The organism is Chryseobacterium ginsengisoli (assembly GCF_039542325.1).
Classification (GTDB): Bacteria; Bacteroidota; Bacteroidia; order Flavobacteriales; family Weeksellaceae; genus Chryseobacterium; species Chryseobacterium ginsengisoli.
Genome location: NZ_BAABHX010000007.1, coordinates 144,201 through 158,832, shown reverse-complemented (window position 1 = coordinate 158,832; position 14,632 = coordinate 144,201). Strand labels below are relative to the sequence as shown.

At 34.9% G+C, this 14,632-nt stretch carries 13 protein-coding genes; 3 read left to right on the top strand and 10 right to left on the bottom strand.

Annotation, left to right across the window (positions count from 1 at the left end; genetic code table 11):
- The first annotated feature begins 310 nt into the window (after positions 1–310).
- Positions 311–2,578: an aconitate hydratase gene (locus ABD940_RS18705; RefSeq protein ID WP_345207324.1), complete on the top strand. Its 2,268-nt coding sequence runs from the start codon at positions 311–313 to the stop codon at positions 2,576–2,578.
- 53 nt (positions 2,579–2,631) lie between these two features.
- Here the strand turns inward: ABD940_RS18705 and ABD940_RS18700 are convergent, their stop codons facing one another.
- The gene (locus ABD940_RS18700; protein ID WP_345207322.1) at positions 2,632–3,318 is read right to left on the bottom strand and encodes a LytR/AlgR family response regulator transcription factor; all 687 of its coding nucleotides are present in this window, start codon (positions 3,316–3,318) and stop codon (positions 2,632–2,634) included.
- Entirely contained in the window at positions 3,311–4,321 is a 1,011-nt protein-coding gene (locus ABD940_RS18695; protein ID WP_345207320.1) for a sensor histidine kinase, read from the bottom strand. The genes ABD940_RS18700 and ABD940_RS18695 overlap by 8 nt, the downstream gene beginning before the upstream one ends.
- A 158-nt stretch (positions 4,322–4,479) precedes the next feature.
- Between ABD940_RS18695 and ABD940_RS18690 the strand changes: the two genes are divergently transcribed.
- Positions 4,480–5,319, top strand: coding sequence for a DUF5694 domain-containing protein (locus ABD940_RS18690; protein ID WP_345207318.1), 840 nt, complete (start codon positions 4,480–4,482; stop codon positions 5,317–5,319).
- Positions 5,320–5,384: 65 nt separating this feature from the next.
- The gene (locus tag ABD940_RS18685) at positions 5,385–7,610 is read left to right on the top strand and encodes an outer membrane beta-barrel protein (RefSeq protein ID WP_345207316.1); all 2,226 of its coding nucleotides are present in this window, start codon (positions 5,385–5,387) and stop codon (positions 7,608–7,610) included.
- A gap of 70 nt (positions 7,611–7,680) precedes the next feature.
- Here ABD940_RS18685 and ABD940_RS18680 read toward each other — a convergent pair whose 3' ends face one another.
- The 8 genes from ABD940_RS18680 to thiS all read right to left on the bottom strand — a co-directional run bounded on the left by ABD940_RS18680 (position 7,681) and on the right by thiS (position 14,580).
- Entirely contained in the window at positions 7,681–8,391 is a 711-nt protein-coding gene (locus tag ABD940_RS18680) for a HesA/MoeB/ThiF family protein (protein WP_345207314.1), read from the bottom strand.
- Between the two features lie 161 nt (positions 8,392–8,552).
- Positions 8,553–9,671 carry a 2-iminoacetate synthase ThiH gene (thiH, locus tag ABD940_RS18675; RefSeq protein WP_345207312.1) on the bottom strand — a complete coding sequence of 373 codons (1,119 nt, stop codon included), beginning with the start codon at positions 9,669–9,671 and terminating at the stop codon, positions 8,553–8,555.
- Positions 9,672–9,756: 85 nt separating this feature from the next.
- The gene (locus ABD940_RS18670) at positions 9,757–10,533 is read right to left on the bottom strand and encodes a thiazole synthase (RefSeq protein ID WP_345207311.1); all 777 of its coding nucleotides are present in this window, start codon (positions 10,531–10,533) and stop codon (positions 9,757–9,759) included.
- The gene (locus ABD940_RS18665; protein WP_345207309.1) at positions 10,530–11,144 is read right to left on the bottom strand and encodes a thiamine phosphate synthase; all 615 of its coding nucleotides are present in this window, start codon (positions 11,142–11,144) and stop codon (positions 10,530–10,532) included. Before ABD940_RS18665 ends, ABD940_RS18670 begins: the two co-directional genes overlap by 4 nt.
- A gap of 106 nt (positions 11,145–11,250) precedes the next feature.
- Positions 11,251–11,994, bottom strand: a complete 744-nt coding sequence (locus ABD940_RS18660) for a hydroxymethylpyrimidine/phosphomethylpyrimidine kinase (RefSeq protein WP_345207308.1) — start codon at positions 11,992–11,994, stop codon at positions 11,251–11,253.
- The gene (locus tag ABD940_RS18655; RefSeq protein WP_345207306.1) at positions 11,970–12,554 is read right to left on the bottom strand and encodes a thiamine phosphate synthase; all 585 of its coding nucleotides are present in this window, start codon (positions 12,552–12,554) and stop codon (positions 11,970–11,972) included. Before ABD940_RS18655 ends, ABD940_RS18660 begins: the two co-directional genes overlap by 25 nt.
- Entirely contained in the window at positions 12,551–14,362 is a 1,812-nt protein-coding gene (thiC, locus tag ABD940_RS18650) for a phosphomethylpyrimidine synthase ThiC (RefSeq protein WP_345207304.1), read from the bottom strand. The genes ABD940_RS18655 and thiC overlap by 4 nt, the downstream gene beginning before the upstream one ends.
- A gap of 11 nt (positions 14,363–14,373) precedes the next feature.
- Positions 14,374–14,580 (bottom strand): sulfur carrier protein ThiS, encoded by a 207-nt coding sequence (gene thiS / locus ABD940_RS18645; RefSeq protein ID WP_345207302.1) that lies wholly within the window; start codon positions 14,578–14,580, stop codon positions 14,374–14,376.
- Positions 14,581–14,632 lie beyond the last annotated feature (52 nt).

Genomic DNA, 14,632 nt, shown 5'->3' with positions numbered 1-14,632 from the left:
AAGATAAGTAAAATGTGCTTGAAACAAACTGTACTCCCATCTAAAGTTTCTTTTTACAAATTAAATTACTTTTGTTTAGAATCTTTCTATTTAAGAGTAATTATAATTATTTTAACTTATGTCAATGAATCAAAATTTATTTTTTCCTTAACTTGATAGGTATTAAAAATAGTAATCATTCATCTTATTTATACTGTTTTAAGATGGTAGGAATAGAATTTGATGAATGGGTAATTGAGGAAATTTCCGCTTTAAAGTTTAACTTAAAATCCGGGAAAAAACTTATTAAAAAAGAAAAATTAAAATAGATATGACTTTCGACATCGACATGATCAAAAAAGTGTACGAGCGTTACCCGGAAAGAATTGCTGCGGCAAGACAGATTGTGGGAAAACCTCTTACCCTTTCAGAAAAAATTCTTTACACTCACTTGTGGGAAGGGAATGCTACACAAGCACATGAAAGAGGAAACTCTTATGTAGACTTCGCACCAGACAGAGTAGCAATGCAGGATGCAACAGCGCAAATGGCACTTTTACAGTTCATGCAGGCTGGAAAAGCAAAAGTAGCTGTCCCTTCAACCGCCCACGCCGATCACTTGATTCAGGCAAGAGTAGGTGCACAGGCAGATTTACAGGAAGGTCTTAATAAGAATTCAGAAGTTTTCAATTTTCTGGGTTCTGTTTGTGACAAATATGGAATCGGTTTCTGGAAACCGGGAGCCGGAATTATCCACCAGGTTGTATTAGAAAATTATGCTTTCCCGGGAGGTATGATGATCGGAACTGACTCTCACACGGTAAACGCAGGAGGATTAGGAATGGTTGCTATCGGAGTTGGAGGTGCAGATGCAGTAGATGTAATGGCTGGAATGGCTTGGGAACTTAAAATGCCAAAATTAATTGGTGTAAAGTTAACAGGTAAAATGTCTGGCTGGACTTCCGCAAAAGATGTTATCTTAAAAGTTGCAGGAATTCTTACCGTAAAAGGAGGAACAGGATGCATCGTAGAATATTTCGGAGAAGGAGCTCAATCTTTATCTGCAACAGGAAAAGGGACAATCTGTAACATGGGTGCTGAAATTGGAGCTACCACTTCAACTTTCGGGTACGATGATTCTATGAGAAGATATTTGGCTTCTACAGGAAGACAGGATGTTGTAGATGCTGCTGACAAAGTTGCTGAACATTTAACTGGAGATGCAGAAGTTTATGCAAATCCGGAACAATATTTCGACCAAGTAATTGAAATCAACCTTTCTGAATTGGCTCCACACTTAAACGGACCTTTCACCCCAGATTTGGCGACTCCGGTTTCTGAATTTAAAGCTAAAGCTGAAGCAAACGGATGGCCTCTTGAAGTAGAATGGGCATTGATCGGTTCTTGTACGAATTCGTCTTATGAAGATTTATCAAGAGCGGCATCGATTGTTGAAGATGCGGTTGCTAAAGGCGTTAAACCTAAAGCTATCTTGGGAATCAACCCAGGTTCTGAACAGGTGAAATTCACAGCGGAAAGAGACGGTTTCTTAGATTCATTCAGAAAATTTGAGAATGCTAGAATCTTTACCAATGCTTGCGGACCTTGTATCGGACAATGGGACAGAGAAGGTGCTGAAAAAGGGGAGAAAAACTCGATTATTCATTCTTTCAACAGAAACTTTGCGAAAAGAGCGGATGGTAACCCAAATACTCACGCTTTCGTAGCATCGCCGGAAATGGTTGCTGCCATCGCAATTTCAGGAAGATTAGATTTTAATCCAATTACAGATACTTTAACGAACGAAGCTGGCGAGCAAATAAAATTAAACGAACCTCAAGGTTTCGAATTACCAGCAAAAGGTTTCGCAGTAGATGACAACGGATACCAAGCTCCATCAGCAGACGGATCAGGTGTTGTTGTGAATGTAAGCCCGACTTCTGACAGACTTCAGTTATTGGAAGAATTCCCGGCTTGGGATGGTAAAAATATTACGGGAGCAAGACTTTTAATTAAAGCTTTCGGAAAATGTACAACCGACCACATTTCTATGGCTGGGCCATGGTTGAAATACAGAGGTCACCTTGATAATATTTCAAACAATATGTTGATCGGCGCTGTAAATGCTTTCAACATGGAAACCAACAAGGTGAAAAATGTACTGACTGCAGAATACGGAGAAGTTCCCGCTGTACAGAGAGCCTACAAAGCTGCTGGTGTTCCTTCAATTGTTGTTGGAGATCAAAACTACGGTGAAGGTTCTTCAAGAGAGCACGCTGCAATGGAACCGAGACATCTTGGCGTAAAAGCTGTTCTTGTGAAGTCATTCGCGAGAATCCACGAAACAAACCTTAAAAAACAAGGAATGTTGGGAATTACTTTCGCTAATGAAGCGGATTACGATAAAATCTTAGAAGACGATGTTATCAACTTCTTGGATCTTGATCAATTCGCTCCTGGAAAGCAATTGACTTTAGAATTCATTCATAATGATGGAACTAAAGATATCATTATGGCAAACCATACGTATAACGATCAGCAAATTGATTGGTTTAAGGCTGGTTCTGCTCTTAATTTGATTAAGCAACAAGAAAATTAATTGTTAGATTTTAATTAATAATAGAAAAAGCAACTTCAAATTGGAGTTGCTTTTTATTTTATTTTCGTCAAAAAGCTGTTTCTGTAACTTTCCCCGATCGGAATTTCCTGATCTGAAAACAGAATTACTTTTTTAGAATCAAAGCTTTTAATCTGATTTAAATTAATAATAAACGATTTATGAATTCTAACAAAAGAACTTTCCGGAAGTTGCTGTTCCATAGATTTTAAGGTATCTAAAACAATATATTCCTGTTCTGAAGTTTTAATATTCACATAATCTTTTATACTTTCCACATATAGAATATCTTCAAAATTGATTCGATGTTGTTGTCCTGAAGATTTTACAAAGAAATGAGAATCTTCCTTACTTTCATTAGTCGAAAAACGTTCCTGAGCTTTTAAAGCACTTTTATAAAAACGTTCAAACGAAATAGGTTTTAAAAGATAATCCACAATATTGTGTTCGTAACCTTCCAATGCATACTCGGAATAAGCCGTTGTCAAAATATATTTTTGCTTATCCCCGAGAATTTTCATGAAATTAATTCCCGTAAGTTCCGGCATCTGAATATCAAGAAAAACTAAATCAGATTCATTATTTTGAATAAATTCTAATGCATCAATCGGATTTTCGGTGGAGAAAACCAATTCGAGAAAAGGAACTTTCTGTACATAACTTTCCAGAAGCGAAATCGCCAATGGTTCGTCATCCACAACAATACATTTAATTTTATTCATTTCGCAAATCAATTTTTAAATCTACGATAAATTCTGTTTCTGAGTTTTTGATATTTAATTCATATTTTTTAGGATACAGAATTTCCAACCTTTTTTTTACATTTTCGATGCCGATTCCTGAAAGCGAGTCTTTCATTCGTTCTTTTTTATAGTTTAAAAGATAAAAATGTAAAATCTGTTTTTCATCAGAAAGTTTCATTTCAAAACCTTTATTTCTAAAATCACCGTGTTTAAAAGCATTTTCCACAAACGGAACTAAAATCATCGGAGAAATATTCAGTTTTGGATGATTAATATTCTTTTCGATCATTAATAATTCGGGATTTTTAATTCTTAACTTTTCCAGAGCTGTCAAACTGTCGATATAGCCAATTTCTTTATCCAAGGTAATCGTATCTTCTCCAAGGTCTTTCGTGCTATATCTTAATAATCGGCTTAATTCTTCGATTGCCGGCAAAGCTTTATCAGAATTCTGATAAACTAAAGAATAAATATTATTCAAAGAATTAAAAATGAAATGAGGGTTGATTTGTGTTTTTAAAGCCTGTAATTCAGCATTTTTTTTTGCTTTTACCAATTCCGTTTTTTCGACTTCAGCATTCATAAAATGCCTGAAAAACCAAAACGTTGTACTGATGAAAATCGTTGTGCTGCTGTAAAAAATATTATCGAAAAAGTAAAAAATAAATGGTGTTTCTTTCGCATAATTTCTAACCCCGAAAAAAGTCGGTAAAAACCATTCTTCTGCACAATATCTTACACCAACGAAACAACAAGCACTTAAGAAAAATACAATAACCGATTTATATATTTTATTGGCATCAAAAAACTTCGGAACCACGACAAAATAATTTGTATAAAAACAAACAATACTCGTAATAAAAAACGTGATATTAAAGATCGTATTCCTTGAATGAAAAACAAAATAAGGAATCAGAACCGATCCCGTAACATAAATCGTCCAAAAGAAAATATGCAGATAAAGAAGCTTATTGATTTTCATACAACAAAAATAGATTTTCTACGAAATTTCGGGTCATTTTTTCGACAAACCGTTCATTTTTTCCGATGAAAAATATTTTATACCGCTTCACATTCCGTTTGTCGAAATGCTGTTTTATGATATTTCCATGTATGCTAATTTTGTCAAAAATCAATCTCATGAAAACAATATTATACACATTTTTACTTTGCTTATCTGTATTAATTTCTGCGCAGAAACAACCTTCAGAATATTTTCAAAATCCAAAAACGAAAGTTTTAGTTGTCGGATCTTTCCATTTTGATTATCCCAATCTTGATGCTCATAAAACTGAGAAAGGAGATCAGGTAGATGTTTTATCGCCTAAAACATCCAAGGAAGTGACGGAACTTATTAATTATATCAAAAAATTCAAGCCAACAAAAATTGCAATCGAAGCCTGGCCGAATTGGAACGCCAATCAAAAATTAAAAGAATACAAAGAAGGCAAACACGCCAATGAAAGAGATGAAAGATTCCAAATTGCTATGCGTCTTGCAAAGGAGCTTAATCTAAATGAATTATACAGCATAGATGCAAACTCGGTCTTGGATGATTTGCAGGAAAAATTTGGCAAGAAAGATTCTTTGTACTTTAAAAATTTAAGCCAAGATTATGATTTTGTAAGCGAAGATCCAATATCAAAACAGTATAATGCTTTCTTTAAAAGTTCAGAACCGAAAAATTTCAAATCAATTTTAGATCTTTTTAAATTCATGAACAGCAAAGAGTATCACAAATATGAATACGGTGCTTATTTAAGTGGAGATTTTAAGTTAAGGGAACTCGACGGCGCAGACATGTTGGCTTTGTACTGGTATGACAGAAATCTGAGAATATTCAGAAATATCCAAAATATTACACATACTTCAGAAGACAGAATTCTGGTGGTTGCTGGAAATGGTCACGCATCGGTTTTAAGACAATTATTTACCTCATCTCCTGAATTCGAGTATACAGAATTTGATTCATTAAAATAAAGATGTAAAGTCGTCTTTGTAACAAAATTCTTTTTTCTGCGTCTAACCTGATAAGAAAAAACATTATGAAGAAAGCAATTATTGCGCTATCTCTTTTGGGTACGATATTTACTTTTGCTCAGGAAAAAACGAATAACCAGCCGACCAAAGAAAAACAAATTGAAGGTATTACCATTACCAAAACGAAAAAAGCTGTTGAGCAAAAAGCCGATCGTACGATTTTCGATTTTTCGGAACAGCCGCAGCTTAACAACGGAAACGTTTTAGAAGGTATCAAAAAACTTGCGGGACTGGTTTCTACAGACATCGCCGGAATGATGTATCAGGGAAAAATCCTTGATGTATATTTAAATGGAAGACCTTTAAATATTACTTCAAACGAGCTGAATTCTTTTCTTGAAGGAATGCCTGCAAATTCTGTTGACAGAATCGAAGTAATTACGCAACCCGGCGCAGAATTTCCTGCAACTTCCGGAGGTGCGATCATGAATATTATCACGAATAAAAATGCTAATAAATATTTAACAGCAACATATTCCGGAAATTATTCTTTCACGAATTATGATAAATTCAGAAGCAGAACGAGTAATTCTATGAATTTGAATGCAAGGAATAAAATCTTTGGATGGCAATTAAATTTCGGACAGAACTATCGCGAAAGTATGCTTAATACAAATCAAAATGATTTATTATTAAGCAATACAGACAGAGTTGGTCGCGGATATTTTGCAAAATCAGGACTTACTTTTGATCTTGGACAGGACAGATTATTATTGAACTACGATATTTATCATAACAATAATGATAATTACACTTCGAGTGACGGCTCTGCAGATCTGCCTTATTATTTAGATAAAAATATTATCAAAGCTGCAGAGTTTACAGCTTTTGATGCGGCACATACATTTAATGTAAGACAGGAAGCTGTTGTAACGTATCAAAAACGTTTTACAGACAAAGCTCAAAAATTAGATTTTCAGTTTGGTTATACAAAATCTGACAGTAAATTTGATCAGGATAATATTTTCAGAGATGTAACTTACCTTCCGAATGAAAAAATTCCAACTTTTTCAGATGGAAATCAATTAAGTAACAAATCTGATATGAAAATTGCCAACTTTAAAGTCGATTATTCTCAGCCTTTGAAAATTCTTGACGGTGGAAAAGTGAGTTTAGGAGGTTTGTATGAAAATCAGAATTTTGATACTGAAAGTAAAGGTTTAACCAATTTAGAATATAAAAGGCAGACAACTGCAACATATTTAGAATTTCAGGCAAAACTGAAAAAGTTTGATTTCATTGTAGGAACACGTGCTGAAAATTATGATATTTCGGGTGTTACGAGAGCTCTTGACAGTACAAATGCTGTTGTTCAGAAAGATTTAATTCCTTTTAATAAGTTTAAATTATTCCCGAACGCAAGTGTTCAGTATAATTTGATGAATCAGGTTTATGTTGCTGCGAATTATAATAAAAAGATCAGTTTACCAAGTATTTCAGCCTTAAATCCGAATAACACGACTTTCCAGGGACCAAATACACAGGTTACCGGAAACCCGAATCTACAGCCTACAATTTTTGATAATTATGAATTGAAAATTTCAGCGTTTGACTATGCCTTTATCGGATATAGTGTAAGTTCTGCAAAAAATCAGGTAGCGCAGATTATTAGAAAAGACGGAAAAAATCTTTATAATGAACAGGTGAATATTTCAAATATGAAAATTCATAATTTTAATCTTGGATTGCCCGTTCCGTTTATGATTTTCAGCAAACCTTTAAGCGAGATCATGAAGTTCAATTTTAATCCTGATAAAATTAATTTCATGTATTTGTATGCTGGTTATCAGAAACATGACATTGATAATTTAAACAATAAAGGTTTCTGGATTTTCAATGTTATGGCGCAGGTAATTTTACCGAAAGACATTAAATTAACTGCAAATTATAGTTATCTAACACCAAAAGCCGGATATTTTTACTTCACTGCAGAAAAACCATTTAATAATAATGTTGATATTACGTTAACGAAAAAATTCATGGACAATCGTTTGACGGTTTCTGTTTTTGCGAATGATATTTTCAATGGACAGGTAATGCAGGTACGTTCGAATCCGCCTGGAGGAGGTGAAATTGTTGTTCTGAGAAATAAATATGACACCAGAAACTTCGGATTATCAATTAATTATAAAATCCCGACGAAAAATAAATTGGCGAAAGAAGATGCTAATATTTTAAACAGCACTAAAAAAGAAGATAATGGTGGTGTGATGCAGCAACAAGGACAATGATAAAACGTCAATAAATCAAAAACGAGTCAGCAAATATTTACTGACTCGTTCTTTTTTAAACAAATATAATTTAGAAATCAATCGTCTGAAATCGCCAGTGTAAGGTATCAATCAGCGTGATTTGATTTAATTGTAAAGGCAAATCCGTCATTATTTTTAAAGCTAAATTTGCCATCATGCTTCCTACAATTCCGGACAAAGCTCCCAAAACTCCGAGACTGTCGCAATCTGAAAGATTTTCATCAAAAGGAGGTTCAGGGAAAATATCTCTTAAGTTTTTGCTTCCATTATAATTAAAAATGGCAGCCTGTCCCGAAAAGCCCAGAATACTTCCGTAAACTAAAGGCTTTTTTAATTGTACACAAATATCATTAACTAAATATCTCGTTTTAAAATTATCGGAACCATCAACAACTATATCAAACTGAGATATAATTTCTTCTGCGTTTGACTCATCGATCTTACTTTCAATTCCAATAAAATTGACTTGATGATTAAGATTTTTCACAAATTGCTCCGCGCTTTTTACTTTTGATTTTCCAACAGAATTTTCGTTATGAATGATTTGTCGGTTTAAATTATGAAGTTCAACCTCATCAAAATCTGCAACACTTAAAGTTCCGACTCCCGCCGCAGCCAAATATTGAATCACAGGACTTCCCAATCCGCCCGCTCCAATAACCAGAACTTTAGCATTCATTATTTTCCTTTGACCTTCCAAACCAATTTCTTCAATGAAAATCTGTCGGCTGTATCGTGCAAAAATGTCTTCGCTTTTCATTATACTATTTTAATTTGAACCATTAAGATTTTATTAAAGAGTTAAGAAAAATTAAGTATTCGCAAGCGAATAAAATAAGCTGGATGCTAAAAAAATATTTTTAAATATTTCCTTAATTAAACTTAACTCCTTAATAAAATCTTAATGGTTCAAAATTCTTTTTAAATTCCATTATACACAGAATCCCAATCTTTCATCACAGGATCGTAACCGGATTTCTTAATGATATCCTTAATTTCATTCATGCTTCTTTCATCACTGGTTTCAAATTGTTCTAAAGATTCTTTATCAACCGCATAACCACCGGGATTTGTTTTTGAAGCAGCACTCATCGCTGTTGCTCCTAATGAAATGATATTATTCCTAAATTTTTCATTTTCTCTGGTGGAAATCGAAATCTCCAAATCTTCATTCCAAATTCGGTAAGCACAGATTAATTGTAATAAATCTTTATCAGACATAATAAAATTCGGCTCAATAATTCCTTCTGCTGGTCGAAGTCTCGGAAACGAAACGGAAAATTTACTTTTCCAATATTGCTTTTGAAGATAATCGATGTGAAGAGCATTAAAAAAACTGTCAACTCTCCAATCTTCCAGACCGAGCAAAACGCCCAATCCCATTTTATGAATTCCAGCTTTTCCAATCCTGTCGGGTGTTTCCAAACGAAAATTAAAGTTTGACTTCTTGCCTTTCGGATGGTATTCTTTGTAAACTTCCTGATGATAGGTTTCCTGATATACCAAAACTGCATTTACTCCTGCATCATGAAGCTGCTGATATTCTTCTTCCGACAAAGGCTGAACTTCAATCGAAATATTAGCAAAATGCGGCTTCAACAAACGAACAGCCTTCAGAAAATAATCAATTCCGACCGTTTTATTCGCTTCTCCGCTTACCAGCAACACGTGATTGACTCCCATTGATTTTAAAACAGTTGCTTCAATCATCAATTCAGTATCAGAAAGTGTTTTCCTTTTAATGGAATTATCTAAACTAAAACCGCAATAAGTACAGATATTCTGACATTCATTGCTCAAGTACAACGGCGCATACAACTGAATGGTTTTCCCGAATCGTTTTTGAGTAAGTTGCTGCGTCATTTTTGCCATTAACTCTAATTTCTGAGCAGCAACAGGCGAAAGAAAATTCAGGAAATCTTCTATTGTCTTATTCTTTTTTTGAAGACTATTTTCTACATCGGACAAGGTCACTTTTTCAAGCTTAGATTTGACCTCATCCCATTCATATTTTTCAAAAAAATCTTTAAAACTTTTCATACAATTTTGTTTAAAATAATTGACAGATAGGATTTTATCCTACCCTTTGCTGAATCGTCCCTTTGGGACTCTTATTTTCTTGGCTTTAATCAAACAAAAAAGAAGTCAGCGGGCTTGATGCTTCTGCGTGCTGTGCAATCGCGCCCAAACCGGATTCAAAAGCTCTTCTTCCCGCAATGACGCCTTCTTTAAAAGCCAATGCCATATTCACAGGATTTCTTGCAACCGCGATTGCTGTATTCACCAAAACTGCATCAGCGCCCATTTCCATTGCTTTTGCAGCATCGGAAGGCGCTCCAATTCCCGCATCCACCACAACAGGAACGTTGCTCTGACTGATAATTATTTCTAAAAAATCCAACGTTCTCAAGCCTTTATTGGTTCCAATCGGCGCTCCCAAAGGCATCACAACAGCCGTCCCCGCATCTTCCAAACGCTTACACAAAACCGGATCAGCATGAATGTAAGGCATCACGATAAATCCTAATTTTGCCAATTCTTCCGTTGCATACAGTGTTTCAATCGGATCGGGTAATAAATATTTCGGATCCGGATGGATTTCCAATTTTACCCAGTTTGTTTCCAAAGCTTCTCTTGCCAATTGTGCTGCCAAAACCGCTTCTTTGGCTGTTCTTGCTCCTGAAGTATTGGGCAAAAGATGAGATTTTGTTGGTTTTAAGGCACTCAATAAATCATCTTCTGAAGATTGAGAATCGATTCTTTTCAACGCCATTGTTACCATTTCACTTCCTGAAGCGATGATGGAATCGGTCATTTCTGAAAGATTTCCGAATTTTCCTGTTCCTAAAAACAATCTTGATTCAAAAACTCTGTCTGCTATTATTAATGGTTGATTTTTCATTGTAAAACGGTTTTAAATTCGTTGATAATGGAAGGCTGATTGGTGATTTGTCCTGAAACTGCCATTCCGTAAATTCCGATTTGCTGTAAGAGTTCGATGTCACTCAGAACGACTCCGCCGATGGCGAATATTTTTGGAATTTCTAGTGATCTTTCTTTTAAATTTTGGACAATTTCTTTGTATCCTTCAAAATCCAAAATCGGACTTAACTGTTCTTTGGTTGAAGTAAATCTCAACGGTCCCAAACCGATATAATCGCAAGGTTCGTTCAATCTTTGAAGAACATCTGAAATTGTATTTGCCGTTCCTCCGATGATTTTATTTTTCCCTAAAATATGTCTTGCAATTTCTATGGAAGTATCTTTTAATCCTAAATGAACGCCGTCTGCATCGATGTCTTTTGCAATATAAACATGATCATTAATGATACAAACCGTGTGATTATCGGAGCATAATTTTTTTGAAATTTCACAAAGTTTGATAAATTCACTTTCAGGAGCATTTTTCCAGCGAACTTGTATCCATTTTACCCCATTATCAAGGGCTTTTCGAATATTTAGCTCCTGATCTTCTATGGTGAATCCTTGAGATATGTATTGTAATTTTTCCATTTTTATTTTTTAAACGCAAAGTGCGCAAAGATTTTTTTTAACTACTAAATGCTTTTAAGTTCGCAAAGGCGTTCCACTTAACAAAGACCATAAAGTTTTTAAAGTTTTAATAGTGAAATCCTAATAAAGTCGGATTGCTTGTTAAAAATTTTTCGATGTATAATTTTCCGTTTCGACAAGCTTCCTCTAAATTTTTTCCAAAAGCTAAATGACTTGCAATTGCGGAAGAAAGTACGCAACCTGAACCGTGTTTTGGATAAAAATCAGAAGTTGTATCAATTGGATTAATGAATATTTCTTTACCGTTTTGAATTAAAATATCTGTTCCTAGCTTATCTTCCCGATGACCGCCTTTCATTAAAACTGAACATGAATTTTTTGATTCTTCAAAAAGATGATTTTCTTTTAAAACCTTATATTCATTATAGTTTGGTGTAATTAAATCTATTTGTTTTAAAACATTTTCCAACTCATAAATTGTATTTAAATCAAAAAAAGAAAATTCAGAAGTACTTTTCAAAACAGGATCCCAGACAATTTTGGCTTCGGAATTATTGATTTTAATAGTTTTAATGATTTCATTTAAAAATTGAGCATCTTTTACAACTCCAATTTTCAAGGCTTCAACATGATAATTTTTCATCAAAAAATCAATTGCAGATAAAATTTCATCTAAAGGCTGCCAATTCAAGCTCAAACATTGAGATTCTGTCTGTAAAGTCATTACTGTACAAACTCCCAATCCCTGAACTTTCAATTGTTCAAATGTTTTAATATCTGCCAATAAACCTGCACCTCCACTTGGATCGTAGCCGGCAATGCTCATTACGAAAGGACGTTCTGTCTGCATTTTCTGAAAACATTTAAAGGTTTATCACTTTCCCAGATTGCTCCTAATAAAGCCACTCCGTCTGCTCCACTTTCAAAAACTTTATTGATATTTTTTTCATTAATTCCTCCCAAAGCAATTAATTTTACATTTGGATTCTCTCGTTTTTTAATTTCATTCAAAATCGTTGAGTTTTTACCATATCCTTTTTTAGAAATACTCGGAAAAACCGGACTGATAAACGAATATTCCCAATCTTCATTTAATTCATTAAAAATTTCAATATCATGAACAGACGTTGAAATTATTTTATCTGTAAAAGTTTTAAACAATCCATTTTGTCTGTCAATTTCTCTGAAATGAAATCTTGAGATCTTAAAATTTTTCACTAAATCATAATGACTATATAAAACCAATCGATGATGAAATTCAGAATCTATCTTTTGAATAAAATCCGTCATTCCTTCTGAATTAATGAAAGGTTTTCTGATATGAAGCAAATCCAATCCTTCTTGAAATAATTCATTAATCAATTCAGTTTCGTTTTGAATAGTTTCTTCGGGAGTGATTACAAGGATCATATATAAATTTCTTTTCCTTTTTCAATGAATTCCTGCGATTTGTCGAACATTCCTTTCTCTGCAGACTCACGGATTTCCTGTGTGATTTTCATCGAACAGAATTTTGGTCCGCACATTGAGCAGAAATGGGCAATCTTCGCTCCGTCTGCCGGAAGTGTTTCATCGTGATAAGATCTCGCTGTATCAGGATCTAACGACAAATTAAATTGATCTTCCCAACGGAACTCAAATCTGGCTTTACTCAAAGCATTATCTCTGTATTGCGAACCGGGATGACCTTTAGCTAAATCTGCAGCGTGAGCAGCCAGTTTATAGGTAATAACTCCAACTTTTACATCTTCTTTATTCGGAAGTCCTAAATGTTCTTTAGGGGTCACGTAGCAAAGCATTGCACACCCGAACCAGCCAATCATTGCCGCTCCGATTCCCGAAGTGATATGATCGTAACCTGGAGCAATGTCTGTCGTCAAAGGACCTAAAGTGTAAAACGGAGCTTCATCACAGACTTCCAATTGCTTTTCCATATTTTCTTTGATCATGTGCATCGGAACATGACCGGGACCTTCAATCATCACCTGAACATTGTGTTTCCATGCGATTTTTGTTAATTCACCTAAAGTTTCTAATTCTGCAAATTGTGCTTCATCATTCGCATCGGCAATCGAACCCGGACGAAGACCGTCTCCCAAAGAGAAAGCAACGTCATATTTTTTCATGATCTCACAGATCTCCTCGAAATGGGTGTATAAAAAGTTTTCTTTATGATGAAACAAGCACCATTTTGCCATGATAGAACCCCCTCTGGAAACAATTCCAGTGACACGTTTTGCTGTTAAATGAATATATCTCAACAAAACTCCGGCGTGGATTGTGAAGTAAGAAACTCCCTGCTCCGCTTGTTCGATCAAAGTATCTTTAAAAATTTCCCATGTTAAATCTTCTGCAACTCCTTTCACTTTTTCCAATGCCTGATAAATCGGAACGGTACCAATCGGAACCGGACTGTTTCTGATGATCCATTCTCTGGTTTCGTGGATGTTTTTTCCGGTAGATAAATCCATAATCGTATCTGCTCCCCATCTGCAAGCCCAAACTGCTTTTTCAACTTCTTCTTCAATGCTTGATGAAACGGCACTGTTTCCAATGTTGGCATTAATTTTAACCAAGAAATTTCGTCCGATAATCATCGGCTCGCTTTCAGGGTGATTGATATTGTTGGGAATGATTGCTCTTCCGGCTGCGATTTCGTCTCTTACAAATTCTGGAGTGATTTTGCTTTTCGGAGTTCTTGCTCCAAAGCTGTTTCCAGGATGTTGAAAAGCCATATCCTTTGAAACAGAATCCAATTGCTCAATTTTTTGATTTTCTCTGATGGCAATGTATTCCATTTCGGGAGTGATGATGCCCTGTCTTGCGTAGTATAATTGGGTAACTTGTTGTCCTTCCTTCGCAACTTTTGGTTTGTGATTGTAAGAAAAACGCAATTCATCCAATTTTGAATTGGAAAGACGGGCTTTTCCGTATTCAGAAGTAATTCCATCAAGAATTTCTACATCATTTCTATCCAAAATCCATTGTTCTCTGATTCTTGGTAGTCCTTTTTCAATATCGATTTCTGAATTCTCGTCGGTGTAAGGTCCTGATGTATCGTAAATTGTGACGGGCGGATTTTCTTCAATTTTTCCGTTGGTAAGCTTTGTCGGACTTAGGTGTATTTCGCGCATCGCTACATTGATCGGATGAATTTTCCCTTCAACATAGATTTTTTTTGAGTTCGGAAACGGCGAACGTGTGATTTTATGAGCCATAAAAATATTTTTTAACCGCCTTGAGTAGCAGTGATAATTAAAATTGAATCGTTGTTGTTGAGAATAGTTTCCGCCCAGAATGACTGCGGAATAATGCGATTGTTAAGGGCAACTGCAATACCTTTTTGTTTGTAAGGTACCTCAATAGCCATTAATGCTTCCAGAGTTTCGGGAAGTACATCAAACGTTTTTCGTGTGTGATTGATTGTGAGTTCCATTCCTAAATTTTTTAAACACTTTAGGAATGCCCATCATTGTACAATAGAATGT

Coding starts and splice junctions, on each gene's coding strand:
- ABD940_RS18705 (WP_345207324.1), top strand. CDS start 311: ATGACTTTCGACATCGACATGATCAAAAAAGTGTACGAGCGTTACCCG.
- ABD940_RS18700 (WP_345207322.1), bottom strand. CDS start 3,318: ATGAATAAAATTAAATGTATTGTTGTGGATGACGAACCATTGGCGATT.
- ABD940_RS18695 (WP_345207320.1), bottom strand. CDS start 4,321: ATGAAAATCAATAAGCTTCTTTATCTGCATATTTTCTTTTGGACGATT.
- ABD940_RS18690 (WP_345207318.1), top strand. CDS start 4,480: ATGAAAACAATATTATACACATTTTTACTTTGCTTATCTGTATTAATT.
- ABD940_RS18685 (WP_345207316.1), top strand. CDS start 5,385: ATGAAGAAAGCAATTATTGCGCTATCTCTTTTGGGTACGATATTTACT.
- ABD940_RS18680 (WP_345207314.1), bottom strand. CDS start 8,391: ATGAAAAGCGAAGACATTTTTGCACGATACAGCCGACAGATTTTCATT.
- thiH (WP_345207312.1), bottom strand. CDS start 9,671: ATGAAAAGTTTTAAAGATTTTTTTGAAAAATATGAATGGGATGAGGTC.
- ABD940_RS18670 (WP_345207311.1), bottom strand. CDS start 10,533: ATGAAAAATCAACCATTAATAATAGCAGACAGAGTTTTTGAATCAAGA.
- ABD940_RS18665 (WP_345207309.1), bottom strand. CDS start 11,144: ATGGAAAAATTACAATACATATCTCAAGGATTCACCATAGAAGATCAG.
- ABD940_RS18660 (WP_345207308.1), bottom strand. CDS start 11,994: ATGCAGACAGAACGTCCTTTCGTAATGAGCATTGCCGGCTACGATCCA.
- ABD940_RS18655 (WP_345207306.1), bottom strand. CDS start 12,554: ATGATCCTTGTAATCACTCCCGAAGAAACTATTCAAAACGAAACTGAA.
- thiC (WP_345207304.1), bottom strand. CDS start 14,362: ATGGCTCATAAAATCACACGTTCGCCGTTTCCGAACTCAAAAAAAATC.
- thiS (WP_345207302.1), bottom strand. CDS start 14,580: ATGGAACTCACAATCAATCACACACGAAAAACGTTTGATGTACTTCCC.